The organism is Rheinheimera tilapiae, from assembly GCF_042432165.1.
In the GTDB taxonomy this organism is placed as follows: Bacteria; Pseudomonadota; Gammaproteobacteria; order Enterobacterales; family Alteromonadaceae; genus Pararheinheimera; species Pararheinheimera tilapiae.
Map to the genome: position 1 here is coordinate 1,342,196 of NZ_JBHLXP010000001.1, position 22,991 is coordinate 1,365,186.

The 22,991-nt window shown below is 51.9% G+C and carries 34 protein-coding genes; 27 read left to right on the forward strand and 7 right to left on the reverse strand.

All coding sequences use genetic code 11. The annotated features are described in order from the left end of the window. Position 1 precedes the first annotated feature (1 nt). Genes ACFFJP_RS05660 through ACFFJP_RS05680 form a run of 5 tightly spaced genes read right to left on the reverse strand, consistent with a single transcriptional unit; the run spans position 2 to position 3,693 of the window. A complete protein-coding gene (locus ACFFJP_RS05660; protein ID WP_377241319.1) occupies positions 2 to 1,117 on the reverse strand; it encodes a DUF1351 domain-containing protein in 1,116 nt (371 codons plus the stop codon). 11 nt (positions 1,118 to 1,128) lie between these two features. Beyond that, complete coding sequence (locus tag ACFFJP_RS05665; RefSeq protein WP_377241321.1) at positions 1,129 to 2,145, reverse strand: RecT family recombinase; 1,017 nt, start codon at positions 2,143 to 2,145, stop codon at positions 1,129 to 1,131. A gap of 23 nt (positions 2,146 to 2,168) precedes the next feature. Next, complete coding sequence (locus ACFFJP_RS05670) at positions 2,169 to 3,089, reverse strand: PD-(D/E)XK nuclease-like domain-containing protein (RefSeq protein WP_377241323.1); 921 nt, start codon at positions 3,087 to 3,089, stop codon at positions 2,169 to 2,171. A 2-nt stretch (positions 3,090 to 3,091) separates the two neighbouring features. After that, on the reverse strand, positions 3,092 to 3,361 hold the full coding sequence (locus tag ACFFJP_RS05675; protein ID WP_377241325.1) for a hypothetical protein: 270 nt from the start codon (positions 3,359 to 3,361) through the stop codon (positions 3,092 to 3,094). Then, positions 3,358 to 3,693, reverse strand: coding sequence for a hypothetical protein (locus tag ACFFJP_RS05680; protein WP_377241327.1), 336 nt, complete (start codon positions 3,691 to 3,693; stop codon positions 3,358 to 3,360). Before ACFFJP_RS05680 ends, ACFFJP_RS05675 begins: the two co-directional genes overlap by 4 nt. A 354-nt stretch (positions 3,694 to 4,047) precedes the next feature. Between ACFFJP_RS05680 and ACFFJP_RS05685 the strand changes: the two genes are divergently transcribed. Genes ACFFJP_RS05685 through ACFFJP_RS05695 form a run of 3 tightly spaced genes read left to right on the forward strand, consistent with a single transcriptional unit; the run spans position 4,048 to position 5,131 of the window. Beyond that, positions 4,048 to 4,314 carry a hypothetical protein gene (locus ACFFJP_RS05685; protein ID WP_377241329.1) on the forward strand — a complete coding sequence of 89 codons (267 nt, stop codon included), beginning with the start codon at positions 4,048 to 4,050 and terminating at the stop codon, positions 4,312 to 4,314. Further along, the gene (locus tag ACFFJP_RS05690; RefSeq protein ID WP_377241331.1) at positions 4,314 to 4,799 is read left to right on the forward strand and encodes a hypothetical protein; all 486 of its coding nucleotides are present in this window, start codon (positions 4,314 to 4,316) and stop codon (positions 4,797 to 4,799) included. The genes ACFFJP_RS05685 and ACFFJP_RS05690 overlap by 1 nt, the downstream gene beginning before the upstream one ends. After that, on the forward strand, positions 4,796 to 5,131 hold the full coding sequence (locus tag ACFFJP_RS05695; RefSeq protein ID WP_377241333.1) for a hypothetical protein: 336 nt from the start codon (positions 4,796 to 4,798) through the stop codon (positions 5,129 to 5,131). Before ACFFJP_RS05690 ends, ACFFJP_RS05695 begins: the two co-directional genes overlap by 4 nt. Here ACFFJP_RS05695 and ACFFJP_RS05700 read toward each other — a convergent pair. Then, positions 5,128 to 5,574 carry a hypothetical protein gene (locus tag ACFFJP_RS05700; RefSeq protein WP_377241335.1) on the reverse strand — a complete coding sequence of 149 codons (447 nt, stop codon included), beginning with the start codon at positions 5,572 to 5,574 and terminating at the stop codon, positions 5,128 to 5,130. The genes ACFFJP_RS05695 and ACFFJP_RS05700 overlap by 4 nt on opposite strands. A gap of 300 nt (positions 5,575 to 5,874) precedes the next feature. On the opposite strand from ACFFJP_RS05700, the gene ACFFJP_RS05705 reads away from it, so the two are divergent. Continuing rightward, positions 5,875 to 6,291, forward strand: a complete 417-nt coding sequence (locus tag ACFFJP_RS05705; protein WP_377241337.1) for a hypothetical protein — start codon at positions 5,875 to 5,877, stop codon at positions 6,289 to 6,291. Positions 6,292 to 6,298: 7 nt separating this feature from the next. Here ACFFJP_RS05705 and ACFFJP_RS05710 read toward each other — a convergent pair whose 3' ends face one another. Next, positions 6,299 to 6,691: a hypothetical protein gene (locus ACFFJP_RS05710; RefSeq protein ID WP_377241339.1), complete on the reverse strand. Its 393-nt coding sequence runs from the start codon at positions 6,689 to 6,691 to the stop codon at positions 6,299 to 6,301. A 172-nt stretch (positions 6,692 to 6,863) separates the two neighbouring features. On the opposite strand from ACFFJP_RS05710, the gene ACFFJP_RS05715 reads away from it, so the two are divergent. The 23 genes from ACFFJP_RS05715 to ACFFJP_RS05825 all read left to right on the forward strand — a co-directional run bounded on the left by ACFFJP_RS05715 (position 6,864) and on the right by ACFFJP_RS05825 (position 22,988). Next, complete coding sequence (locus tag ACFFJP_RS05715) at positions 6,864 to 7,079, forward strand: hypothetical protein (protein WP_377241341.1); 216 nt, start codon at positions 6,864 to 6,866, stop codon at positions 7,077 to 7,079. Between the two features lie 200 nt (positions 7,080 to 7,279). Further along, entirely contained in the window at positions 7,280 to 7,894 is a 615-nt protein-coding gene (locus ACFFJP_RS05720; protein ID WP_377241343.1) for a hypothetical protein, read from the forward strand. After that, a complete protein-coding gene (locus ACFFJP_RS05725; RefSeq protein WP_377241345.1) occupies positions 7,887 to 8,816 on the forward strand; it encodes a hypothetical protein in 930 nt (309 codons plus the stop codon). The genes ACFFJP_RS05720 and ACFFJP_RS05725 overlap by 8 nt, the downstream gene beginning before the upstream one ends. 7 nt (positions 8,817 to 8,823) lie before the next feature. Next, entirely contained in the window at positions 8,824 to 9,429 is a 606-nt protein-coding gene (locus ACFFJP_RS05730) for a replication protein P (RefSeq protein ID WP_377241347.1), read from the forward strand. Further along, on the forward strand, positions 9,422 to 9,670 hold the full coding sequence (locus ACFFJP_RS05735; RefSeq protein ID WP_377241349.1) for a hypothetical protein: 249 nt from the start codon (positions 9,422 to 9,424) through the stop codon (positions 9,668 to 9,670). The genes ACFFJP_RS05730 and ACFFJP_RS05735 overlap by 8 nt, the downstream gene beginning before the upstream one ends. 60 nt (positions 9,671 to 9,730) lie before the next feature. After that, positions 9,731 to 9,904, forward strand: coding sequence for a hypothetical protein (locus ACFFJP_RS05740; protein ID WP_377241351.1), 174 nt, complete (start codon positions 9,731 to 9,733; stop codon positions 9,902 to 9,904). Then, entirely contained in the window at positions 9,901 to 10,311 is a 411-nt protein-coding gene (locus tag ACFFJP_RS05745) for a RusA family crossover junction endodeoxyribonuclease (protein WP_377241353.1), read from the forward strand. Before ACFFJP_RS05740 ends, ACFFJP_RS05745 begins: the two co-directional genes overlap by 4 nt. 3 nt (positions 10,312 to 10,314) lie before the next feature. Further along, complete coding sequence (locus ACFFJP_RS05750) at positions 10,315 to 10,890, forward strand: hypothetical protein (RefSeq protein ID WP_377241355.1); 576 nt, start codon at positions 10,315 to 10,317, stop codon at positions 10,888 to 10,890. Positions 10,891 to 10,892: 2 nt separating this feature from the next. Next, entirely contained in the window at positions 10,893 to 11,567 is a 675-nt protein-coding gene (locus tag ACFFJP_RS05755) for a hypothetical protein (RefSeq protein WP_377241357.1), read from the forward strand. Between the two features lie 53 nt (positions 11,568 to 11,620). Beyond that, complete coding sequence (locus ACFFJP_RS05760; RefSeq protein WP_377241359.1) at positions 11,621 to 11,836, forward strand: hypothetical protein; 216 nt, start codon at positions 11,621 to 11,623, stop codon at positions 11,834 to 11,836. 46 nt (positions 11,837 to 11,882) lie between these two features. Next, entirely contained in the window at positions 11,883 to 12,104 is a 222-nt protein-coding gene (locus ACFFJP_RS05765; RefSeq protein WP_377241361.1) for a hypothetical protein, read from the forward strand. A gap of 192 nt (positions 12,105 to 12,296) precedes the next feature. After that, a complete protein-coding gene (locus tag ACFFJP_RS05770) occupies positions 12,297 to 12,770 on the forward strand; it encodes a lysozyme (RefSeq protein WP_377241363.1) in 474 nt (157 codons plus the stop codon). Between the two features lie 366 nt (positions 12,771 to 13,136). Beyond that, the gene (gene lysC, locus ACFFJP_RS05775) at positions 13,137 to 13,400 is read left to right on the forward strand and encodes an Rz1-like lysis system protein LysC (RefSeq protein WP_377243376.1); all 264 of its coding nucleotides are present in this window, start codon (positions 13,137 to 13,139) and stop codon (positions 13,398 to 13,400) included. Then, positions 13,319 to 13,759 carry a hypothetical protein gene (locus ACFFJP_RS05780; protein ID WP_377241365.1) on the forward strand — a complete coding sequence of 147 codons (441 nt, stop codon included), beginning with the start codon at positions 13,319 to 13,321 and terminating at the stop codon, positions 13,757 to 13,759. Before lysC ends, ACFFJP_RS05780 begins: the two co-directional genes overlap by 82 nt. 19 nt (positions 13,760 to 13,778) lie before the next feature. Then, entirely contained in the window at positions 13,779 to 14,252 is a 474-nt protein-coding gene (locus tag ACFFJP_RS05785; protein ID WP_377241367.1) for a terminase small subunit, read from the forward strand. 1 nt (position 14,253) lies between these two features. Beyond that, complete coding sequence (locus tag ACFFJP_RS05790; RefSeq protein ID WP_377241369.1) at positions 14,254 to 15,744, forward strand: hypothetical protein; 1,491 nt, start codon at positions 14,254 to 14,256, stop codon at positions 15,742 to 15,744. Next, the gene (locus ACFFJP_RS05795; protein ID WP_377241371.1) at positions 15,745 to 17,946 is read left to right on the forward strand and encodes a portal protein; all 2,202 of its coding nucleotides are present in this window, start codon (positions 15,745 to 15,747) and stop codon (positions 17,944 to 17,946) included. Beyond that, positions 17,943 to 18,140 (forward strand): hypothetical protein, encoded by a 198-nt coding sequence (locus ACFFJP_RS05800; protein WP_377241373.1) that lies wholly within the window; start codon positions 17,943 to 17,945, stop codon positions 18,138 to 18,140. The genes ACFFJP_RS05795 and ACFFJP_RS05800 overlap by 4 nt, the downstream gene beginning before the upstream one ends. An 84-nt stretch (positions 18,141 to 18,224) precedes the next feature. Continuing rightward, positions 18,225 to 19,118, forward strand: a complete 894-nt coding sequence (locus ACFFJP_RS05805; protein WP_377241375.1) for a hypothetical protein — start codon at positions 18,225 to 18,227, stop codon at positions 19,116 to 19,118. 8 nt (positions 19,119 to 19,126) lie between these two features. Continuing rightward, positions 19,127 to 20,146: a N4-gp56 family major capsid protein gene (locus ACFFJP_RS05810; protein ID WP_377241377.1), complete on the forward strand. Its 1,020-nt coding sequence runs from the start codon at positions 19,127 to 19,129 to the stop codon at positions 20,144 to 20,146. 65 nt (positions 20,147 to 20,211) lie between these two features. Then, positions 20,212 to 20,721 carry a hypothetical protein gene (locus tag ACFFJP_RS05815; RefSeq protein WP_377241379.1) on the forward strand — a complete coding sequence of 170 codons (510 nt, stop codon included), beginning with the start codon at positions 20,212 to 20,214 and terminating at the stop codon, positions 20,719 to 20,721. A gap of 15 nt (positions 20,722 to 20,736) precedes the next feature. Next, positions 20,737 to 21,378, forward strand: a complete 642-nt coding sequence (locus tag ACFFJP_RS05820; RefSeq protein WP_377241381.1) for a phage adaptor protein — start codon at positions 20,737 to 20,739, stop codon at positions 21,376 to 21,378. Further along, positions 21,378 to 22,988, forward strand: coding sequence for a hypothetical protein (locus ACFFJP_RS05825; protein ID WP_377241383.1), 1,611 nt, complete (start codon positions 21,378 to 21,380; stop codon positions 22,986 to 22,988). Before ACFFJP_RS05820 ends, ACFFJP_RS05825 begins: the two co-directional genes overlap by 1 nt. The last annotated feature ends 3 nt before the right edge of the window (positions 22,989 to 22,991 follow it).

A 22,991-nucleotide genomic window follows, 5' to 3' on the forward strand; every position in this document is an offset into this window, starting at 1 on the left:
GTTAAGCTCTCCAGAACACGTGGCCGGCGTGAACGATGCCGATTAAGCCATCTGATTTAGTGCGGATCCCATACTGCTGGCCGTCAGCCTGCTGGGCTTTGATAGCGGCCTGAGCGGCTGAATCAAAGCTCGGTTCGTTGAGCTTCACCATGCGCTCGCTCATTGGTGCGTAGTACACCTTCAGCGCTTGGCCTTGTGGCGCTGCAGCTTGCTGAACTGGTGCAGGGGTTTGCTCCTGAGCTACTGGCGCAGCTTGTTGCTGTGCTGCCTGATCGGCCTTTTCTTCAGCCAGTCGGGCGCGCTCGTTGGCTTCGCGGATCCGCTGTTCTGCGGCTTCCTGAGCTTTGCGGTTGCGCTCCTGTTCCATTTCCATCTGCTGACGCATTTGTGCTTCAGCCCGCTCCTGGCGCTGCACTTCAGACTGCAACATGGCTTCCAGGCGCTGGCTGTAATCAGCTTCAGGGGCAAACAGGAACACTTCGACATGCGCCCGAGTCAGTGGCGCTTTCAGGCCGGCACGGTAGGAGCGGTTTTCAAGCTCAGACAGACGCAGCTTGATGGTGTTTTCAGCGCCTTTGTCATCCAGTGCGCGTGATTTGATATCGTTGCCCACTTTGCCGGTCAGCTTGCCGGTTGAAGTAATGCTGCCAAGCAGTACCAGGTCATTGATGTTGGCTTTGCGGAACTCAGCAGATACATCCAGGGCATCCCACTCGCGGCCCAGCGCTTCGCCCAGCATGTTGCGGATGTTGTTCAGCGTTTCGGTTTCAAATACTGTGATTTGCGAACCCAGCTTTTCGACACCGCCTTTGCACATGGCGATCAGCTCTTTCATCTGACCGTCAAATTCTTTGATTGGCGCACTCACTGACTCGACAGCGACTTTGCGGCGCTTATCGAATTCAGTGGCGTTTTTGTTCAGCTCAATTTTCAGCTTTTTCGCATCAGCTAGTGTTTCGGCTGTGACTACAACGTCATACTTTTTCAGCGCTTCGGTCAGAGCTTCTTTGATTTCAACAAAGTTAACACTGATCACTGCCGGCGTAGACTGCACACACATCAGTTCAGTGGCTGGTACTGGGCTTTCTTCAAATTCAATGTTTTCAACTGCAGACATGGCGAGTCTCCTTAGTTAGCATTAGAGAATTGAGCGCGGCGAGCTTTGTAGCTTTTAACCAGCGCAATGTAGTCGTGTGAGTTGGCGGCGAACTTGGCTTTCACCTGGCCTTGCCAGTCGGCAAAGTGCTCAGCTTCAGTGCAGTCCATCAGCATGGCTTCATACTTCTGCGCTTCTGGTGACAAGGCTGGTTCGTCATCGATGATCAAGGCGTCATCATCACCGGCGACCAGTTCTGCGACGGGTTCAACGGTCACTGGTTGATTGGCAGCGCTGCGGGCTTTCAGTGAGCTGGATAAGCCACTGGTGCGCTGCTGTGGTTGGGCTGCAGTAGCTGCTGATTCAGGTGCTGGGTTGATGTCGCGCGGTTCAATGTCGCGCTCTTGCAGTTCATCCGGTGAGTAAACGCCCAATATCACATCAGGTGCATACAGACGGGCCCAGCGCTTTTGTGCCAGGTAGGCCAGCTGTTGTTTTGGATCGTCGGCCCACAGCGTACTATTGCGAGTGCGAGCTTGCGCCAACAGCAATTCCAGTAATCGAGGCTCGGATTCGCCGCGGATCGTTGCCCACACACGAACGCCGCAGCCGGCTTCATCGGCAAGCTTCCATCCAGGCACCCGGTATTCGCCCTTGTCGCCAGTTTTGATCGTGAATTTGCCGACCACGTTTTGCCATGGACCAAACCACTCAAAGTGGAACCGGTCGACCACAACACCGCTGCTGTTGATGACCGCAGCAACCAGCTGAGCTTCGTAACCCAGCACGCCGTTAATAACGTGGGTTTTCTGCATAACAGCGAACGGGTTTAACTTCCATTGCATGGCTTGCATTGTGATGGCCATACAGTCGGCCACGTTACCCCGAAGGTGCGCCGGTACTGCGGTTTTTCCTGAAGCCATCATTTCTGAAAAGCGGTAGATCTGCTCCATGGCAACTGGGTTCATCAGCAGCATGGTAGTGTGTGATTGAACCATCATCTGGTCAGCCATTGGCTGTTGAACTTCTGCGATTGAAACTGCACTCATATCTATCTCCAGTAATTAAAAAATCAGGCCCAGCGAGGGCGGGTCAGGGTGCGAACGTGCAGCCAGTCATCAGCCTGGCGGCATGCTGCGTATGCTTGTAAGTCGCGGCGATACAGGTCGTGACCTTCCTGTTTCCACTCTTGCGGCAGGCGAACAACATCGACGCCATAGCGGCCGGCGCTGATTGAGCTGCTGACAATCAGAAAGAGGAAATCAGGGGTTTCGCCGAAGTGGTTGCGGTAGCCATCGGTGTACATGGCGTCCTGTACGTGGTACCGGAAATCAGCCACATGACGGTCAAAGCGGTCTAAGCCATCGACCTTTTTCACATCGACAACCAGCGGCCCCAGCTCAGGGATGATTGGCATGCGGTCAGGACGGATGCGGCACAGCTCATTGGTTTCCGCGTCGTTCCAGTAAATGCTGGCTTCGTTATGCCCTTGCGCTTCAAAAATCATGCGCGCCACCGGGTGAGCCATCACGCTGTCTTTCATGATCCGCAGCTTGGCCGCATCTTCATGCGTTAGCGGCGTCATGCCATCGGCATAGGCTTGTGCAAGGAATTCGCTTTCAGCTTCACGGCCTGCAGTGGTGCGGCGGTTGAACTCCGGCGCTACAACAAAGCGCTTTTCGAACTCAGCTGGTTCCAGCAGTGCACAGTGCAGGGCGCTGCCTAAATCCAGTGCTTGCAGTGCCAGGTAATCCACCGGTGCTTGCTTGTGCCAGATGTAAGCAGAAGGATTGACCGCAATCAGATCTAAACCTGATTTGCTGACGCCTGGGCCTGAGTGGTAAGCCTCGTTGCTCATAGCGTAGTAAATGCCAGTTCCGGCAAATTCTTCGCCATCGGCTTGCGGCGACAGGTCCAGTGCATCATCTACAAAGACCAGTTCTTCTTCGTCGGCGAATTGGATATCGCCAAACAGATCTAAGGGTGGGGTCATGGTTATGCGCTCCGGCTTAGCAGTTGAACCGCATGCTGAACAGAGCTGGCGCGCTGTACGTTGCGCTTTTTCCAGCTGTTGAGTTCAGCAATGGTGATGTCGTGTTGGTCACGAAAATGCAGTGCATCAGCGGTAAGCGCAGAGACTTCAGCGTTACGCTCTGGGTTGTACTGCATGCGGATTTCCGTCTGCGTGTCTTCAATGGCATGCAGCAGGCTTTCGTAGTGGGCCAGCAGTGCCTGGCGCTCTAAGGTGAAAGTGAACTGGCTCATTGCTGACCGCCTTTGATGGTGCTGACGCTGATTTTGTGCAGGCTGATGACGTTGTCCGCAGTCACGCGGCGGATAGTTACACTGCTCATGTTGTGGTCAACACGAAGCACCAGACCATTACCCAGCTCGCCGGCGCGGTTCATATAAGCCGCCTGAAATTCAGGTGATGGCAGAGCAGTGCAGAGGTGTTTCAGTAACTCAGCTGCACGCACTTGCACGCGCTGTGACTGGCTAACTTTCTCGCCGGCAACTAATGCAGCCATGCGGAGATTGGCCAGCAGAGTCAGTTCCGGAACGTGTTTGGTCCTTGTTGGGGTTTTGGTGTGCAACATTTATCGCTCCTTGGATGTGTTATCTAAGCGTTAAAATTCGCTAAAACTAATTTCCATATGTGGAAAATTAATCCGATAAAATCCAATATAATGGAAAATTCCAGTTATGCAATAAAAATTTCCATATGTGAGCAAAAATATTTCAAAACCTTGCAAATATTTCCATATGCAGTATATATGTGCTGTTTTCGTCCTAATTAGAGCAGTGATTTTTTCAGCTTTAGAAAAAAAATTCCTTTATAAGGAAAAAATCAAATTTCCATCGGGTGACTTTTTGTGCGCTGATGGTTAGGATATGAAAAGTTTCGAGGCGGTTTTTATTAATTGGGATTTAACAACAAATCGGGAGACACAATGGAAGTTAACTTTGCTCGACCTCGCCCAGATATCGTGGCGACAACTCAGGCTGGTGAGACTGCCTCAAGCAGCTCTGCTGCGTCAGCTTTGCCAGTTTCGACAGCTGACAAGGTGACATTATCGCAGGATGCTCTTTCTTTGCTCGATGCGGAGCGCAGCTCCACCGTTCAAAGTGATTTAGGTACTGGTGCAACAGTAACGCCGCTTAGTACAGGCATTACACCGCCACCACCTCCACCAGATGGCCCAGAGAAGGAAGACTGATGTATTGGGGTGCCTTGGAGTCATTTATCCTTGCTGTCGCTGAACACACTCTGTTTGCTTTTGCAGCAGTGTTGGCATTCAACTTAATAGCATTGAAAAAAGACTGGTCTGGTCGTATTTCGCTAGGGATTTTGTTGGCTATTGACCTTATTAGCATTAAGGTAACGCCGGTTTTTTACAAAATGATTGAAACTGGCAAAATAACTGATCTGGCGTGGTACCCGTTTTTTTCAGTCTTACACACTTCAGCAATAGCAATTCTGCTGGTTTGCCATAGCATGACAAGGCTTGAAATCAACAGAGTTGCTGTTTGCGTTATAGGCCTGATGGCATCTTTAACGGCAATGAATGTCGTTATGTTTTTCGATTTAGTATTTTTTGATGTGCTGCGGCCCGTGTATCAGTTTGGCGTGCCAGCATTGAAAATCTTATTTGTAGTTCTGCTTTTTCAAAGCTGCTTGCAAGTCAAAGGAGTGAGAATGTGACAAGTATATTTTTTGGGGTTTTGTCTCTGTCGTGCCTGGCTCTGTCCTGTGCTGCTTATTGGCACGCGAGAAAAGTACTGAAACGCCAAGGGACTGAGCGTGAAAGCATGGCTAGAGCACACCGAATTGTCATGGACTTTGCGAATGCCTACAGGATGCCTGATGATTTGCGCAAAGTGACCGAGATCCGTCGCCTGCGTGAAGCAGTTCAACAGTATTCTATAGATGCTTGCGCATCGATGAATGATGGGGAAGTTGTCCAGGTGGATGGTGCAGAAGTATTCAACTTCAACAAGGTGAAGCAAATCGTGAACGGGCGCTCGATCTGCTAGACAGATTTAAGCGCTCGAGCTTGGCTTGTCCTAGCCACTTCAATTCCGTATTGCTTGGCGAGTAGTGCCGCTACATCTGAAATGGTCGATATTTCGTTTTTGAGCTCGATCCAGTCAAGTTCATCCAGATCAACCATCAATCGCCCGATGAAACCTGAAAAGCTGGCACTATCAACCAGTACGCTGTCGCTCTGCATTTCATCAGCTATCAGCCGATCTGGGGTTACCCAATCAAATCCAGGTAAGAGCCGAATACCTGCAGCGATATCATTTAGCATTGCTATGCCGATGTTGGCGTCTTCTGTGAAGAGCCGGCTTAATGTGGACCTTCCAACAGTTACGCCGTTATCTGCGCACAACTCACAGAACCTGGTTGGGTTCGTTTTAGCCTGCTCAAAAATCTGCTTGAGATTTTTGGCAAGATTCTTAATGACGTCAGTCATGTTGCCGCTACCAGTTATTCGTATAAGGTCAATTATATGGGTGAAATTATCATTTATGCAACTAAGCGGCTTGCCAATTTGCCCAAAAAACAGACAGGCAAACAGTATGTTTATCATTGAGTTGCTAGATAAGCATTAGATGTATGCATATAGGCATTATAATTGTGTGCAAATGTGGCATATAAACCAGAAAATAATTCTTAATATGGAAAAATACAGCTCTTAACTTGATAAATATTCCAAATGCGGCAATATTTAGCGGAATTCACAGTAAATTTTCGCTATTTGGCAGAGTTGATCATGTCCCACCCAGAAAAATCCAGAACCAATGTCTTCTCTGAAAACCTCAATGCTCTTTTTGAAAGGACCGGTTTTAGTGTCAAAAAATTGATAAAAGACCGACGCTATATCGACTACACCTATTTTCATAAAGTGCGCCGTGGGGGCAACCTTACGGTGACAAAAGCAGAAGCAATAGTGGAAATGCTGAAGCAGCAGGAGAGTTTTAGCTGGATTGAGTTGTGGATGTTCTTTGTGCCAGGTTACTTCGAGCGCCACAACCAAAAGACCGCACCAGACGCTGAAGTGGCCACCATCAGATTTGTTTCAGACCTGCTGGATGATGCCGGATCTGTGGGTATTCTCAAGTCAACCCCTGAACAGCGGGATGGCGTGATCCGCTTAGCTGAGATACTTCTGCGCAAAGCGGATCAGTGAGCAGCGGTCAATCGTTACAAATTCTGGTAGCACCAGTTCCGGTGCACAGCTTTCCATTTGTATTCATGTAATTTCCTGTCTGCTTATCGTAAGTCCAGTAGTTACCTTGCGAGTCAATCCCACTCATATCGCCATCGGCCTGAATGTTGGTATTCCACATAGAGCCAGTATTCGTATTGGTTCCCATCACATTTGCTCCGCCGCCATAGGTCGGAGTAGTGCTGTAACTATTACCCGTTGTCGCATCATAAGTATAAGACGGTGCCGTGTAGGTAGGCGCGGTATAGGTTGGGACCGTATAGGTCGGTACTGTGTAAGTTGGTGCGGTGTATGTATACGGGTCCGCATGAATCCCGCATGCCACAAATACCATAGCTGCCAAACAAATCTTTAACTTCATTCCATAACTCCTTGTTGCTGATTTAGACACGAATATAGCAGAACAAAAAAACGGTACAACTGGCTATAAATCCAGCACTTTCCAGATAATAAAATTACACATTGTATATTTGCATATGTTGGAAATGGATCGTATTATTCCAGAGTAAATTTCTGAATCTGGAAAATTGGATATGCAACAAGACGCAATTTTATCGAAACTGCAAAAGCTGGCTGAAACGCGCGGGGCTCTGCGCACGTTCTGTTCCGATCACAAGCTGAGCTATTTAAAAGTCTGGAAGTTCACGAACGGCAAAGTAAAAAGCCTTCAGCATGATTTTGGGCTGGCCATTGCCGAGGCTTTAAAGGCGCATGAAAGCAACGGACAGAGCGAGAAGCCTGATGCCTGATCTGTTTGATTCCGCATCAGCCCTCGAACAGCACACGCTGGAAGTCGCGCTGACTCACCGAAAGCCAACTCTGAAAGACACCGGGCTCTGCCACTGGTGCGCTGAACCGGTGCAGCCTGGCGCGCACTTTTGCGACTCCGACTGCAGAGATGACCACCAAAAGAGCCAGCGCATGTCTGGTCGGATAGTGGGGTAACACCATGAGCATTTTCAGTTCAGAAAAAGAATTCGAAGACAACTTGTATGCCTACATGGTGAAGCATCAGCACAACCCCATGAATGGTCGCCGCGTACTGTCTATTATTCGCCAGCCGAATTTAGGCGCAAATGGCATACCGGACCTAATCACAATCGAATTGGATTCGGCTGGTAAAAGATTTATCAATGTGATTGAGCTGAAAAACACAGAGTTTCATTGTCGGCATATTTTTCAAGTTGCCAAGTACATGAGCCTGGTAAGCGCCTCGGCCAATTGGCAGGCAACGTATGGCGACACAATTGATGTTAATCCTGACAGTTCCAGCCCTATACGCGAAATGTTCCCTGGCGCAATCGTGCAGGGGTCTATCGTGGTTACTGGCCAAGAGTCAGTTCCCGACGACTCAATTGAAGTGGAAGGGGCGCTGTTCCTTTGTGACATCACTGTTTACTCGCTCGTCATCCAAGACCTAAGCCTGTCATTTATCCACTTGATGAATGGAATACCGTGCCCTGGCGCAGCCGAATTCTACCAATCATTCCTCACTTCCCTGGCCAATCCAATCGGTGATCTTGGCGATAATTTAACGACCTCAGCGGAGGCCGATCATGCGTGATTACGGCAAAGTGCACTCGTCGTTTTGGACGAGCGATACCATCCGGGATATGTCAGAAGATGCCAGATACCTTGCTTTGTATCTGCTGACCAGCCCGCATGGGACTATTTCAGGCGTATTCAGATTACCTGATGGCTACGTTTGCGAAGACCTGCAATGGACTTCTGAAAGGGTTCGCATAACCCTTTTGGAACTGTTAGAGAAGGGTTTCGCTAACCGTTGCGAAACCACAAAATGGGTCTATATCTGCAAGCATTTTGAGTGGAATAAGCCTGAAAACCCGAACCAGCGGAAGAGTGCGAAGAAAATCGCATTGTCGATCCCAGACTCATGCTGCTGGAAGCCTTTATTTATGCAGGCTTGGGCGGATTTCCTTGAAATTAGAGCTGAGGAAATCGGAACCCTTTCGGAACCGTTAAGAAACCCTTCCTTAACCAATAGCTATAACAGTAACAGTAACAGTAATAAGCTCTCTCTAAACGCGCAGACAGATTTTCCAGATCCGCTCGACTTCGACGAGCACGACCAACCCGATAACTCCGGGAACCAATCCAGCCAATCCGTTGCAGCTGACTCCTGCACTGGCGAACAACTCCGATTTACCGAACAGCACCTGCTGCTGGCTCGGACTACAGGCCTTGGAAGCGAATACTCCGACTCGGACATCCAAACCCGATTTGATTTGTTTCGTTGCTACAAGGCCAACGCGAACACCATGAAAGCTCAATCCGAATGGCTCAGCAACTGGCGCACCTGGTGCCAGCGGGAGAAAGTCAACCATGCGAAACAACCAAACCGTTCAGCCGGTAACGGCAGAAGCTCTGCGCAGCCTCGCAGCGAATCCGGCACACAGCGAGCCATGCGACTTGCACAGGAAGCCTCTGAGCGAATTGCAAGCAACCAGACTGGCGAAGGGCACTGAAAAACTCATGGCGACTTTGCTGCCGTTGCTGACCACGTATCACCCGGTCTTTGCCAGTCAGTTCTGCCAGACCGATGAGCAGACTCAGGCCGTCATAAGCCAGTACGCAAAACGGTTACTCGACGAAGGGATTGGCGCGGATGGATTTGCACGCGGCGTGAAAGCGCTGGAGAAGCGAGCGGCCACTGAGCGCTTTGCACCGAACCCGAGCGAATTCGCTGTCATGTGCATGCCTTCACCGGCTGGCCTTGGCATCCCAGAGTTTCAAACCGTGCTCATGCAAATCGTTGACCGCAACGGTGCACGAGCTGGCGAAGCCTTTGAGTTCAGTCACCCAATCATCCGGCTGATTAGCCAGCGCAAAGGGGCGTTGATCCGCGAGCTCACAGGCTTGGACTTTGAGCGGGTAATCAAATCCGAATACGACCACTGGACCAAACGGCTTCAGGCCGGCGAGCAACTGCCAGAGCCGCAGCTGACCATCGGACATGACCAGCGGCCAGACATGCCGGCCGAGCTGAGACTGGCGCCGAAGTCTGCAATGGCTCAGCGCGTCGAAGCAATGCGGGCCGAAGCAGCGAAGCGCAAGGAGCAGGCCGCAAAGAATGACTAATAAAATCGCCCAGCTGCCGCCAGAGCAGCGTCAGGCCATCGAGTTGGACAAGCGGCGATGGCTTGAGGCGAACCAGCTGACCAACACGAAAAGGCCGGACGAGATACGCACCTGGCTGATGAAGCAGATGGACGACGAATACCGCGAAGATATGCGCAGAAGGTTAAACATCATCCGGCGCAACAGGATGGAAATCAAAAATAACGAAGCCAGCACAAGCCACAACAAGCGAGCAGGGTAGAAGCAAGGGCGATGGTGCGGGTATCTGGGTTTAAGCGAATACAGGCGATTGGAGAAGCAGATGAATTTAGAACAGCAGCAAAATGAACAAGCAGAGCCGGAACTGAGCTTCCATCTCAGCAACGCATTTAACGAACTACAGGCCGGTGCTCGGCTGTTGCCGGATTCTGACCCGCGTAAAACTCAGTTGGCTGCGCTGGCGGGTGCCGTTAGTTCGATTCGGGAGGCAGCATGATTGAACTCACCTTGCCACTGCCGCCAAGCATGAACAGCTACTGGCGCAGCGCGACGACAAAAGTAAAACGGCCGGCACAGTTCGGTCGCCTGATGAAAACAACCAGGTCACCAATCACGGTTTACATCAGCGAGAAGGGCCAGCAGTTTCGCACTAACGTTATCGCTGCAGTGCTGCAGGCTCGGGCAAACAAAAAACTGACCGGCCGGCTTCAGGTTGATTTGGTGTTTCACCCGGCTGATAAGCGCGTACAGGACATCGATAACCGAATCAAAGCAACGCTCGATGCGCTGACTCACGCCGGCGTCTATGCCGATGATTCACAGATTGACCGGCTGATAGTTTGCCGCGGCGATATCATCAAAGGCGGTCAGTGTCAGGTATTAATCACGGAATTGAAGGGCTGATTGATGGTTATGACAGTCGAGCGATTAGTAACACGCCAGGTACCAAAGAGCATCACCGGCAGCGAACTGATGTTTAAGAAGTCAGCCAATCCAATGACCGGTGAAGATGTGCTGGGCCTGCTCGGGCAAATCCAGCATCGGGAGCCAATCGGGGCGCTCATACTCGATGCGCAGATTGCACAGGACAAAACCGCCCGGGCGAAGCTGGTTGGTGCGCTCAATGCTCAGTTGGTCGCGATGGGCAAGGGTGATGACTTGGCCTATGCCATGGCTGAAGCCGCGGTGCATGAAGTTTGTGATACCAATATCTGCCACAAATGCCACGGCACTGGGCAGGTCTACAGCAAGAAGTTCAACCAGATTAACCAGTGCAACAAGTGCGAAGGTGTGGGCCGGATCATCCTCACTGAAGCGGCGTTGTTGAAGTCAATCAATCAGCATCTGGCTGAACCACTGACGAAGCAGGATTGGCAGCGCAAACATTACGATGACTTTATGAACGCCGTAGACACTCTTCACAGACATGCAAGCAGTGCTGGACGCTGCGCTCGCGCGTTATTAGACGGCATGGGGGAGTGAAGATGCCTATGTTAGATATATTCGTCGGCGCTCGATTTAATACTTGCAACTCCGGTCCAGTGGAGGTTGTTGAAGTCATAAATCATAGGGGTGTCTCAGTTCGGTTTATTGAGACAGGTTGGATTACAAAAACAACTTCAAAATTGTTGCGACTGGGCACTTTGAAAGATCTGATGCAGAGAACTTATCTTGGAGTTGGATTTATAGGTGATGGCCGGCACAGAGCTGTAATCGGCAAAAAGAAAACGCTCGCATATACCAAGTGGGGCAGCATGCTAACTAGGTGTTACAGCGAAAAGTACCAAAACAAATTTCCCGCCTACAAAGGCTGCACAGTCATCCCTGACTGGCATAACTTCCAGAACTTCGCAGAGTGGCTTGAGTTGCACTACCCAAAAGACGGCGGCGATTATGATTTGGATAAAGATTTTAAGCTGCAAGGAAATAGGGTTTACGGGCCGACAACCTGTGTATTTATCAGGAAGTCAACAAATGTCGCCTTGGCAAATAAGAGTAAAGCCAAATCTTGCAAATTAATTAACCCGGACGGGCTAGTGGTTTCTCGTGAGAAGGTCACTGATTTTGTATCTGAGTTTGGTCTAAACTGCGGAGGGATTTGGCGCGTGCAAAAAGTGCGCGGAGCTAAACACAAGGGGTGGTCAGGTATCCACGATTGAATTAATTCACAATTCTGCTACACCTAAAGCCTGACCACTCGCCGGAGCAAGGAATGCTCTTCGAATCCATCCCCCGCGGCACCATCGCCGCAACACTCACCGCAGTTGACATGCTCAGCCGGTTGGAAGCATGCCCCAATAAAACACCTGAGCTGCGCCATGCTGTTGCCGTGGTCAGTCGGCACATACTGGATCCACACCGGTATGTCGGCTGGGACGAGCTGGAGCGATGCAGTAATCTGGTGGAGCAGCTTTACTTGCACTCTTAATCGGTACGCTGATATAACGGTTATTCATTAACCAATGGAGTGAGGAATGGAAACTTTAGTAAAGCTGACCGTTGCGGTAACCGAATCTAGCAGCGCTGAATTTGATGCCGAGGTGTCAGGAACAAGTGGTGACTACACAGCCAGTGTAAAATCACTAGGGTTGATGGAAAAGGGCAAGAGTATTCGAGAGGCGTTGCAAGAGTTGGTAAAAACAATTCAGAAAAAAGATCCGCCAAAGCTGGCAGCCGGAATTAAAGTCGGTCGTTAAATTCCCCCATCAAGCCTATTGATCTTCAAAAAAGTAGGCTTATTATTTCCACATCATCGGACTTTATTGCCTGATGATTAAACCAACCCAGCTTCCCGCTGGGTTTTTGCTTTTTAGCACCCTGTTTTCTACACCCAGAACTTTCACCCCGGTCTTTCTCCAAGCCGGGGTTTTTTCTTTTCTGAGGGTTAAATGTCCACCCAGACCAAACTTGCATCCCGCGGCATCATCGGTGCCGTGGCTCTTTCTGCTGCGGTATTAATCATGCCGTGGGAAGGGAAAGAGAACGAAGTTTATCTGGACCCAGCAAATATCTTAACCAGCTGCTACGGCCACACCGGACCGGAACTGAAGCTGGGCATGAAGTTCACCGACGAACAATGCCTTGATCAACTCGCAGCTGACCTGAGCAAACACAACCGGCAAATGCTGGCAGTGGTGCAAGTGCCGCTCTCCGAAGGTGAGCACGCGGCTTACCTGTCCTTTGTGTACAACGCCGGCTCTGGCCGGTGGCAGAAATCCACGATGCTGCAGCTGCTCAATCAGGGCAAGCGCAAAGAGGCGTGCCACCAACTCATGCGCTGGGTTTACATCAAGGGGCAACAATCCAACGGCCTAACGAATCGGCGCAGAGCCGAGGCCAAACTTTGCATGAGGGATTTGTAATGCGTACCTATCTGAAACATGGCCTGCTGGCCGCTGCCTGTTTAGCCGTTCTGGCCCTTGGTGGCTTTTCCGTACATCAGTCAATTGAGCTGACACAAGCTCAGGCATCGTTGGAACTCAAAGACGCCACGATTAAAACCCAATCCGACTCGCTGGCTGAACTGTCTGCTGCGGTCACTGAAATCTCTAACCAGGTTGACGGCCTCGTCACTCAGGCCGAACTGGTGGCCGCTCTCAACGCCGACCATGAGCGCAATAAGCAGGCGATTGCCGACACAGGCAACGACTGGCTGACCAACTCCAACAAACTGCAGGTATCAGAACATGAACCAACTCGCACCTGGACTGCTGTGCCTTTGCCTGATGATGCTCGTCGGCTGCTCGTCAACGCCAGCGCCAGTGGTCAAAACGGTCACAGTAAGCAAGCCAGTATACGTCCTGCCACCTTCAAACATGATGGCTACTGGTTGCCCGCTACGGCCATTTAACGGCACCACAAATCTGGACCTGCACCGGTACACCCTTCAGCTCATTACGGACATCAAAATATGCAACCAGGAATTTCTGAGGCTCAGGCAGTGGCGGCAAAGCGTGGAGCGCGGCGCGTCCCAAGCTCAACCGCGAAACTAGACGCCATTCTGGCCGAAGTCAGATCCGGCACTGACCGACAACAACGGTTGGAATCCAGTATCGACAAACTGGCTGACGCCGTGAAAGACCTGGCTGTTTCATCCGTTCGTTACGAAGAGAAGGTGCTTCAGCTGGAGCAGAAAACCACGAAGGAAATTGCCGTGCAGGGTGAGCAATTAGCGGCCCTGCAGAAGTCAGTCAATGACATCAAGGATGTTGTTGATGTGTTAGAGCGCCAGCGGCAGTCGCAGCAGTACTGGTTCCGCAAAATCGTTGGCGTGATTCTGGTCCCTGTGGTTGTCGTGGTGTTACTCGCTGCCGGGTATCTCTATAACAGCCTGAACTCGCTGCCGCTCTGATATGACACGCGAGTACAGGATGCACGGTGACAACGAAGAGTTAAGCGCCAAAGAGGCGCTATTCGTTCACCACTACATCATCAATGGCGGCAATGGTGGCGGCGCCGCCAAGGCTGCTGGTTACGCTGCTGCATCTGCACACATCCAAGCACATCGGCTTCTGGAGAAGCAGCGAGTAAAGGATGCGATTGCCGCCGTCATTAAGCCAAAGCTCGATGAGCTGAAGATTGACGCTAACCGAGTGCTCGATGAGCTGGCCAAGATGGCATTCATGCCAATGGACACCGTGTTAGTCCCGGCGCTCAAGCCAGATGAACTGGTGCCGGAAGTCACGCTCATTTCAACCATGAAAGTGAGTGATAAGAAAGGCTCACTCGAGCTGATTGGTAAGCACCTGAAGATGTTTGTTGATCGCGTCGAAGTCTCCGACGACAGGCCAAGAGTGGTCCGCCGCGATTTAACAGGCAAGAAGAAACCAGCAGGTAGCGAATAGTGTGCAGACCACCTATGAGTTCGTTAGCTCTGCGCAAGGTGAAACACTTGCTCAGTACAGGCAATCTCGCGCCCGTGTAAGTTTCATCATGGGGCCGATCGGCTCCGGCAAAACGATCGAAAGCTGCCAGCGCGTATTTGACCAAATCTGCGAGCAGGCGCCAAACAAATCAGGCGTGCGAAAGTCCCGCTGGATAGCAGTGCGAAACACCTATCCGGACCTGAAAGGGACCACCATCAAGGACTGGCGCGAACTCTACGACAACGAAGAAGTAAAGCTGGGCAAGTTCAATATGGACTTTCCGCCCACACACAGCCTCGACTTTGATTTAGAAGATGGCACCCGAGTCGTTGCTGAAGTCGTATTTCTGGCACTGGACCGGCCCGATTCAGTGCGCAAGCTGCGCGGTCTGCAAGTTACAGGCTTTTGGCTTAATGAAGTCAAAGAGCTAAGCAAAGCAGTTGTCGATATGTGTGATGGCCGGCATGGTCGTTACCCGGACAACTGCAGCTGGCACGGCATGATAGGGGACACCAACGCCCCTGACACTGACCACTGGTATTACGAGCTGGCAGAGGATGTGAAGCCCGAGGGCTGGCTATTCCTGCGTCAGCCTGGTGGTGTGATTGAGACTGTGATCGGCACCGGCCACAACCGCAAATCGGTATGGCAACCAAACCCGAATGCAGAAAACCTGAACAACTTGCCCGAGGGTTATTACATCCGGCAGGTGCAGGGTAAGAAGGACGACTGGATCCGAGTCAACCTCGGGAATCTTTATGGCAACGTCAGTACCGGCAAGCCGATTTACGGCGGCACCTGGAATGACATCAGGCACATTGCCAAGCATCCATTAGCTCCAATACCAAGGCATCAAACCCTGATGCTGGGCTTTGACTTTGGACGCACGCCGGCTTGCATCGTCGGTCAACTGATGCCAAACGGCAAGCTGCGCGTGATTGAAGAACTCATTGCTACCGGCATGGGCATCCGCAAGTTCATGGATGAAATGGTGATGCCGGCACTGAAAACCAGATATGCCCGGTTTCCATTGTCACGCATTCAGGCGTTTGGCGATCCCGCAGGCATTGCCAAGAGCGGCAACGACGAGAACAGCCCCATCGGCATTCTGGTTGATGAATACAAACTCAACGCTTACCCGACAGCCAGCAACTCACCAGAGCGGCGCTGGGAGGCGGTGAATTACTTCCTGACCAACGACATCGACGGTCAGCCTGCTTTTGAACTCAGCCCTGAATGCAAGGTGCTGCGCAAAGGCTTTAACGGCGGGTACCAATTTCGCCGGATCAACTCCAGCGGTGAGCGATACACCGACACAGCAGACAAAAACAGTTACAGCCATCCGCATGACGCCTGCCAGTACTTGGCCCAAGGCGCACAAGGCATGGTTGATTACGCATGGCGCGATAAGCACGACGAGCTGATGCAAATGAATCAAACCTCCGGACGCGACAGGAAAACGGGTTACTAAATGTCAGATAAGCAGGTAATGAAGCCGGGCCCGAAAGTCTATGGCCACGAATACAACCCAGAGAGCAAGCTGGATGTGTTGGCGCAGGATTTAGAGCGCAAGCTGTCTGACACCATTTTCGAGCGCGCAACCATTGATCATCGCATGGTTGAAGATTTGCAGGCGTATCACGGTGTCTATCCCAAAAAGGAATCTGAGGACCGAGAAAACGCTGGCCGCGCCAATACCAATGTGAAGCTGACCAGAGCGAAAACAAACGCTGGTGAAGCACAGCTGGTTGATTTGCTGTTTCCGAATGACGACAAAAACTGGGGCATCCGGCCAACGCCGGTACCAGAGATTTCGAAGCTTCTGAAAAACGACGAACCTGAAATAGTAGACGGCGAACAGTACGCCGACGAGCAAGGCAATGTGATCACCAAAGGCATGGTGGCCAAGCGTAAGCAGGAGCTGCTCGACGAGCGGTGCCAAGCGATGGAAGAAGAGATTAACGATCAGCTGGTCGAATGCTCTTACAACTCGAAGGCGCGCCAGGCTATTCATGATTCGTGCGTGATAGGTACCGGCATCCTCAAAGGCCCGGTGGTGGTCGGTAAACTCGACAAGGTTTATTTAGAAACCGCACCGGGTGAATTTACGCTGGAAATGAAAGAGTCATTCCAGCCAGCGGTTGAAGTGGTGCGGCCTTGGGACTTCTTCCCGGATATGTCGGCCAGCAGCATTGATGAAGCGGAATTTGTATTTGAACGCCGCTACATGAGCCGGCAGCAGTTGCGTGATTTAACTCGCCGCAAAGGCTTTCCAAAAGAGCAGATCCAGCGCGTACTGGCGATGAACGCCAACCAAACGCAACATACCAGCACGTATCAGGATGATGTGCGTCAATTGGCGGGCTTGTCTGACACACTGAACGATACCCGTTATGAAACGTGGGAATACCACGGACCTATCTCTTATCAGGTGCTGGAGCAGCTGGGCGCTGTAGAGCCATCTGAGGGCGACAATAGCCAAACGGAAGTTATTGCCACGGTGTTCTATTGCGGTGGCATCGTGCTTGGCGCCAGAACTCACCTGATGGAGTATGAGAACTACCTGCCATACCGCGTGTTCAATTGGGAAAAAGACGACAGCTGTATTTTCGGAATCGGCATTCCGCGCATGGCAAAAGATGAGCAGGCGATCATCAACTCTGTTTGGCGCATGATTTTGGACAATGGCGCCATCACTGCAGGCCCGCAAATCGGCATAAATCCAGAAGCAATGGAACCCGCAGACGGCAGCTGGGCGCTGAAGCCGTTCAAAGTCTGGAAGATGAAAAAGCAGTATCAGGATATTCGCCAGGTATTCAGCTCATTCGAATTCAAATCAAACCTGAACGATCTTTCAGCCATTTATCAAACGGCCCGCGTGCTGTTCGATGAAGTGGTTGGTATTCCAATGTTGGGTCAAGGTGAGCAAGGCCAGAGCACGCAAACGCTTGGGGGCATGTCCATGTTGATGAATGCCGCCAACACAGTGCGCCGGCGTCAGGTGAAGTCATTTGATGACGACATCACATCACCGCTGATTAAAGACTTCTACCACTACAACATGGAAAACTCGACGAAGCCTGATATCAAAGGCGATTTCCAAGTGGATGCGCGCGGCACCAGTGCATTGCTGGTTAAAGAAACGCAGTCACAAGCCATTGCCAACTTCATCAATATGGCAGGCAACTCAGAGATATTTGCCCCTGCACTGAAAATCAAATCGCTGGAAATCCTTCGCCAGTGGGCCCGCACGCAGAGCCTGCCCGCTAATGTCGTGCCTTCTGATGATGAGTGGAAAGACTACCTGAAACGGGCTGAAGAACAGGCGCAGAGCCAGCCGCAAGACCCTGCAATGGCTGTCGAACAGCTGCGCGTGCAACAGCAGCAAGTCAAGTTCCAGCATGAAACCCAGATTGAGCAATTTAAAGCGCAGCAACGCCAGCAGGAAATGCAGTTCGAGGCCGGGCTGAAGCTACAACTGGCATCCTCGCAAGAGCGCATTGAATTGGCAAAACTGGCTCAAGAAGATAAACACAACACTGAAAAACTGATGACCGAGCTGAAGAAAGTGCAGACAGATCACGCAGCCAACTGGCAGCAGTTCATGGCTGAAGTGCAAATCAAAAAACAAGCCGGCCTCACAGCTAACTTTGGCCTTGATGGTGTTGCATGACGCACATCGATAATCATGTTGCAGGCCGCATTTTCAAAACCATCGAAGAGACTCGCGCCAGCTTGCTAGAGCAGTTAGTTCACAACATGGATCCGATTGATACCGCATTGCTGCGAGGCCGGATCCAAATGCTTGATGAACTACTTTCCGAATACAAGGCGCAAAAAGCCAAAACAGAATCCGGCACTCAGTAACCACTGACTGCCCAACAAACCCACGCATCGTCGTGGGTTTTTTTATGACTGCGATTTAGGTCGCACTCAACCAAGGGAAAACCCATGAGCGATAGCAATACCCCGATCGTCAGCGATGACGAAGCGGTCAATCTGTTCTGGAAGATGAACAACGGCGACGACTCGAAAGACTCCAAGCCTGAGATCTCTGATAGCGGATTGGATCAAGGCGGCGGTGCCACGCCAGCTGGGCCAGAGGAACAGCATTCACAAGACATCAACGGCCATGGCCAGGCAGAAGATGATCCTTGGGCTGAAGTCCCTGAACAGCTGCGCAACGAGTACCTAACTGCCAAGCAACGCGCCGAGCAATACGAATCTCAGTACCACGCGGTTACAGGTCGCCTAGCTCCAACTCAAAGGGAATTGGAAGCGGCCCGCAAACAACTGGCTGAAATCGAAAAGCAGAAAGGCGCAAAGGGCGACAGCGATGCAGTGCCCACTGCCAGCGACATTGCAGGGAAATCCATGCAGCAGTTGCACGAAGAGTGGCCTGACGTTGCTGTCGCCATGCAGACATTGTTGGAAGCGCAGCGGCAGGAGTTTGAACAACGCCTGACACCACTGCAGCAGATGGAAGCCGAACGGCGCCAGCAACAAGAGCAGGCTGCTATTCAAAACGAACTTACCCGGCTTAGCCAGGCACATCCGGATTATGCCCAGATTGCCTCTAACCCGGCTTTTGAGAATTGGGTAGCCACACAGCCACGCTCAGTGCAGGCCATGTACGGCAGCACATCTGCAGACGACAACATTGTCCTGCTGAACCTCTACAAAGGCGCCACCGGTGCAGCTCAGCCAGCACCGAAACCGCGCCAATCCAAGCCACTTTCAGACCACGCCGAGATCCCGCGCAAAGGTGCCGGTCGCGCTGCCGTGGACCCTGAAAGCCTTGATCCAGTCGAGCTGTTTATGCGGCTCAACGCTAACAAATCTTAGGAGTCCACATGGCTAACAATTATGGCGACTTAGGTGTCGCTAACGGCGTTTATGCCGAATCCAAAATGCTGGAGCACGCCGCTCCAATCCTGGTCCTGAACAAACTGGGCGATCACAAACCGATGCCGAAGAACGCATCACAAGTGATCCGCTTCAAACGTCCGAACGTGCTGCCACTGGCAACCACCGCGATGACTGAGGGCGTGCGCCCGAACGGCGTCGACTTCCGTTACACCCGCTTCAACATCACTTTGCAACAATACGGCTCATGGGCACCAATCACGGATATCGTTGCCGACCTGCACGAAGATCCAGTTGGCGCTGATTTGTCGAAAATGATGGGTGAGCAGGCTGCAGAAACTATCGAGAAAGTGGCTTACGGCACCTTGATTGCTGGATCTAATGTCCTGTGGGCAAACGGCGGCGCTCGTGCTGCGGTCAACACGTTTCTGACGCTTTCACACATCCGTCAAGCTGTCCGGACGCTGATGTCGGCTCGCGCCAAGAAAATCACCTCGATCCTTTCTGGCTCTACGCTGATCAATACCACGCCGGTTGAAGCGGCTTACGTTGCGATCTGCCACACCGACATCATTGCATCTGTTCGCAGCATCCCAGGCTTTGTGCCTGTGGCTGAATACGGTCAGCGCAAGTTGCTGTGTGATGAAGAAGTTGGCTCGGTTGAAGATGTCCGCTTCATCGCTTCTCCGCTGTTCAACAGCTGGGTGAATGCGGGTGGTGCGAAGGGCGCGGGCGCTGCCGAATGTATCTCTACTGGTGGCACTGCTGCTGACGTTTACCCGGTGATCTTCCTTGGCCAAAACGCATTCGGTCACATTGCTCTGAAAGGCAGCAAAGAAGCCGGTGGCGCGATCAAACCAATGCTGCGCAACCCTGGTACACCGACATTTGGTGATGAGCTGGGCCAGCAAGGTTCAGTGTCGTGGAAAACCTACTACACCTGCGCAATCCTGAACGACCTGTGGATGGTGCGTTACGAAGTAGCTGCTCCAAAAACCCCAGCTTAATCCCTGATTGAGCAAATCCGAGCCCGGCCAAGTGCCGGGCTTTTATTTTTGAACTGGAGAAAGACATGGCTTTAAAAATCACAACTTCGACCACCAAAGGTGATCTGGCGAAGTATGCACAGGAAGAACTGGGCATCACCTTGGATAAGGACGCAATGCAGCGTGACGATATGATCGCCGCTATCCGCGAAGAAGAGTCAGCTCAGGGCATCGAAGGTGCTACTGACGAACCAACGAAAACAGCAGTAAGTGCCAGCACCCCAAAAGAAGCGCCAGTGCAGGTCGATGATTACACAAAAATCCGCGCAGTGATTGTGATTGCCGATTTGCCATCAAATGACGGCGGCGAGACTCCACCAGATACTCATATTGAAGCCGGCTGTAACGGCACGTTCTATCAGTTGAAAACAGGCGTAGAACTGGAAGTGCCATACGGTGTGTATGACATTCTGAACAACATGCGCCAAACCAAATACTTCAGCGACAAAGACCCTCAAACCGGCCAGCAGCGCACCAGCTCACGCGAATCTCTGCGCTATCCATTCCAGCTGGTTCGTTTGATTAAGCCTGAATAACCCCCGGTACCGCGCATGAACTTCCTCGAACTGTGCCAGCGAGTCCGGCAGGACTCCGGTATTTCCGGCGATATTGCATCCGTGGTGAACCAGCAAGGCATTTTGCTCAAGCTGGTGACATGGGTGCAGCAGGCTGAATACGACATTGTGACCAGCCGTAAGGACTGGAATTTTATGCGCGGCAAGGCATCCGGCTCGCTGGTTGTCGGCAAGGTTGAATACCTGCCGGGTGAGCTGGGGATGCAGCCTTTTGCGATGCTGAGCAAAGTCTATGTGGACCGGCAACCGCTGGATAAACTGGACTTTGAATATCTGGATGACTGGCATCTGAAAAACGGCGGGGCGCCGGAAGGGACACCAACAGCGTTTACTGAGACTCCGGACGGAACCATTCTGTTTAACCACAAGCCGACACAGGCTGTGGCGTTTGATATCCGGTACTACAAATCGGCTACTCGCCTCAGTGTGAATACTTCGGCTTCACCTATCCCGGCCGAGCATGAAGAAGTAATCGTGCAGCTGGCGCTGATGAATTATGCGCGGCATGAACAGGATGATTTTTTGCTGCGGGATTCAACTGCGGCCTATGAGCGGCACCTGTCCAATCTGAGCAACAAGCAGCTGCCGAACCTGACTATCCCTGGCTGGGGTGGCTGATGGCCAGTAACACCAGAGTTGGTCAGGTCATTTTAAAAGGTGGCCTGAATCTGGCTGCATCCGTGCTGGAGTTAGATCCGGGCGAATGCACTCAGCTCAATAACTACGAAGTGAATACGCTGGGCCGCTATCAACGCTGCCTTGGCTTCGAGCGCTTTGACGGTAAAACCGCACCATCGTCGGTGATTGCAGCCAGTTTGCCTGGCTATCCGTTTGCTGATGATGAAAGTGAAGCCTTGGCGATTGCATCGCAGCAAGAGGTATTGCGAAGCCTCATTCTGCCGGTACCCGGATCCGGTCGCGTATTGGGCTGCTTTGTATTTAACGGCGTGACCTATGCGTTTCGAAACAACGCTGATGGCACCGCGGCTAATTTGTGGCGCTCAAGTGCTGGTGGCTGGCAACCGGTTAGCACGCCAACACTGCTGCCGAACGGGCGTTACCAGGCAGTGCTTACCAACTTCACCGGCTCGGCCGGCACCAAAGAAATCATTGGCGTGGACGGGGTGAATAAGGCGTTCCGGTTTAACGGCACGACATTTACGCAGCTCACTGGGCCTATTACGCCTGACGCGCCCACATACGTGGAAGTGCTGCCAAGTCAGGTATTGCTGCTGGGGTATCGCAAAGGCTCATTGGTATTCAGCGGCGTTGGTGACCCAACAAAATGGAGTGCTGTTGACGGTGGCGGTGAAATTGCCGTAGCTGACGAAATTACCGGTCTTGCAGTGCAGCCGGATAACAGCTGCGCGGTGTTCTGTCGCAACCGGACTTACGTGCTCTACGGCAAAACCAAAGCCGATTTTAACCTGACTACTCTCAGCAGTAGCACTGGAGCCATTCCAAACAGTATTCAGAGCATCAATGACAGCGTGTATCTGGATGACCGAGGCATGACGCGCCTCAATCGCGTGCAGCAGTTCGGCAACTTCGATATGGCAACCATCAGCCAGAAGATTGAGCCGCTGTTAAAGCGCTACGCAGGACGCATTACAGCCAGTTTTGTGATCAAGTCGAAGAACCAATACCGGCTGTGCTTTGATGACAGCACTGGCATTGTGGTGACGTTTTTCGGGGCCGAAGTTGCAGGGTTCAGTACCTTCAGTTTCGGCCATGTGATCCGCACCGCATTCAGCTCTGAAGATGACTCAGGCCGCGAAGTTGTATTTTTCGGCGGCGATGACGGTTATCTGTATCAAGCCGAGCGTGGCTTCAGCTATGACGGCGCCGAGTATCAATCCACGATGCGGCCGGCATTCAATCACGTAGGCAGTCCAGACGCGAAAAAGCGCTGGCGAAAAGTTGTGATGGAAGTCGACACGCCAAGCAGTACGCCTTTGTCTGTGACGCCTGACTTTGATTATTCATCGCCAGATACACCAGCCGACCGGACTCAGTTCATCACAGCCACTGGCGGTGGCGGCTACTGGGATGCGGCAGCGTGGGATAACTTCAGCTGGTCATCAGCCAGCACGTTCACTGCGGATATCTACATCGACGGCGTGGCGCGCAATATGTGCCTGGTTGTGAACTGCCGCTCTAAATCCGCACCGCCACACATCCTGAATTCATTTTTGTATCACTACAGCCCGCTGGGTCTTCGGAGATAACAG

Excerpts from the sequence above, each read along its gene's own strand:
- ACFFJP_RS05665 (WP_377241321.1), bottom strand. The coding sequence starts at position 2,145 with ATGAGTGCAGTTTCAATCGCAGAAGTTCAACAGCCAATGGCTGACCAG.
- ACFFJP_RS05685 (WP_377241329.1), top strand. The coding sequence starts at position 4,048 with ATGGAAGTTAACTTTGCTCGACCTCGCCCAGATATCGTGGCGACAACT.
- ACFFJP_RS05785 (WP_377241367.1), top strand. The coding sequence starts at position 13,779 with ATGCACGGTGACAACGAAGAGTTAAGCGCCAAAGAGGCGCTATTCGTT.
- ACFFJP_RS05760 (WP_377241359.1), top strand. The coding sequence starts at position 11,621 with ATGCTCTTCGAATCCATCCCCCGCGGCACCATCGCCGCAACACTCACC.
- ACFFJP_RS05730 (WP_377241347.1), top strand. The coding sequence starts at position 8,824 with ATGGCGACTTTGCTGCCGTTGCTGACCACGTATCACCCGGTCTTTGCC.
- ACFFJP_RS05715 (WP_377241341.1), top strand. The coding sequence starts at position 6,864 with ATGCAACAAGACGCAATTTTATCGAAACTGCAAAAGCTGGCTGAAACG.
- ACFFJP_RS05815 (WP_377241379.1), top strand. The coding sequence starts at position 20,212 with ATGGCTTTAAAAATCACAACTTCGACCACCAAAGGTGATCTGGCGAAG.
- ACFFJP_RS05660 (WP_377241319.1), bottom strand. The coding sequence starts at position 1,117 with ATGTCTGCAGTTGAAAACATTGAATTTGAAGAAAGCCCAGTACCAGCC.
- lysC (WP_377243376.1), top strand. The coding sequence starts at position 13,137 with ATGCTCGTCGGCTGCTCGTCAACGCCAGCGCCAGTGGTCAAAACGGTC.
- ACFFJP_RS05805 (WP_377241375.1), top strand. The coding sequence starts at position 18,225 with ATGAGCGATAGCAATACCCCGATCGTCAGCGATGACGAAGCGGTCAAT.
- ACFFJP_RS05755 (WP_377241357.1), top strand. The coding sequence starts at position 10,893 with ATGCCTATGTTAGATATATTCGTCGGCGCTCGATTTAATACTTGCAAC.
- ACFFJP_RS05745 (WP_377241353.1), top strand. The coding sequence starts at position 9,901 with ATGATTGAACTCACCTTGCCACTGCCGCCAAGCATGAACAGCTACTGG.
- ACFFJP_RS05740 (WP_377241351.1), top strand. The coding sequence starts at position 9,731 with ATGAATTTAGAACAGCAGCAAAATGAACAAGCAGAGCCGGAACTGAGC.
- ACFFJP_RS05710 (WP_377241339.1), bottom strand. The coding sequence starts at position 6,691 with ATGAAGTTAAAGATTTGTTTGGCAGCTATGGTATTTGTGGCATGCGGG.
- ACFFJP_RS05680 (WP_377241327.1), bottom strand. The coding sequence starts at position 3,693 with ATGTTGCACACCAAAACCCCAACAAGGACCAAACACGTTCCGGAACTG.
- ACFFJP_RS05720 (WP_377241343.1), top strand. The coding sequence starts at position 7,280 with ATGAGCATTTTCAGTTCAGAAAAAGAATTCGAAGACAACTTGTATGCC.
- ACFFJP_RS05810 (WP_377241377.1), top strand. The coding sequence starts at position 19,127 with ATGGCTAACAATTATGGCGACTTAGGTGTCGCTAACGGCGTTTATGCC.
- ACFFJP_RS05735 (WP_377241349.1), top strand. The coding sequence starts at position 9,422 with ATGACTAATAAAATCGCCCAGCTGCCGCCAGAGCAGCGTCAGGCCATC.
- ACFFJP_RS05675 (WP_377241325.1), bottom strand. The coding sequence starts at position 3,361 with ATGAGCCAGTTCACTTTCACCTTAGAGCGCCAGGCACTGCTGGCCCAC.
- ACFFJP_RS05750 (WP_377241355.1), top strand. The coding sequence starts at position 10,315 with ATGGTTATGACAGTCGAGCGATTAGTAACACGCCAGGTACCAAAGAGC.
- ACFFJP_RS05705 (WP_377241337.1), top strand. The coding sequence starts at position 5,875 with ATGTCCCACCCAGAAAAATCCAGAACCAATGTCTTCTCTGAAAACCTC.
- ACFFJP_RS05825 (WP_377241383.1), top strand. The coding sequence starts at position 21,378 with ATGGCCAGTAACACCAGAGTTGGTCAGGTCATTTTAAAAGGTGGCCTG.
- ACFFJP_RS05700 (WP_377241335.1), bottom strand. The coding sequence starts at position 5,574 with ATGACTGACGTCATTAAGAATCTTGCCAAAAATCTCAAGCAGATTTTT.
- ACFFJP_RS05800 (WP_377241373.1), top strand. The coding sequence starts at position 17,943 with ATGACGCACATCGATAATCATGTTGCAGGCCGCATTTTCAAAACCATC.
- ACFFJP_RS05795 (WP_377241371.1), top strand. The coding sequence starts at position 15,745 with ATGTCAGATAAGCAGGTAATGAAGCCGGGCCCGAAAGTCTATGGCCAC.
- ACFFJP_RS05670 (WP_377241323.1), bottom strand. The coding sequence starts at position 3,089 with ATGACCCCACCCTTAGATCTGTTTGGCGATATCCAATTCGCCGACGAA.
- ACFFJP_RS05780 (WP_377241365.1), top strand. The coding sequence starts at position 13,319 with ATGCAACCAGGAATTTCTGAGGCTCAGGCAGTGGCGGCAAAGCGTGGA.
- ACFFJP_RS05765 (WP_377241361.1), top strand. The coding sequence starts at position 11,883 with ATGGAAACTTTAGTAAAGCTGACCGTTGCGGTAACCGAATCTAGCAGC.
- ACFFJP_RS05690 (WP_377241331.1), top strand. The coding sequence starts at position 4,314 with ATGTATTGGGGTGCCTTGGAGTCATTTATCCTTGCTGTCGCTGAACAC.
- ACFFJP_RS05770 (WP_377241363.1), top strand. The coding sequence starts at position 12,297 with ATGTCCACCCAGACCAAACTTGCATCCCGCGGCATCATCGGTGCCGTG.
- ACFFJP_RS05725 (WP_377241345.1), top strand. The coding sequence starts at position 7,887 with ATGCGTGATTACGGCAAAGTGCACTCGTCGTTTTGGACGAGCGATACC.
- ACFFJP_RS05820 (WP_377241381.1), top strand. The coding sequence starts at position 20,737 with ATGAACTTCCTCGAACTGTGCCAGCGAGTCCGGCAGGACTCCGGTATT.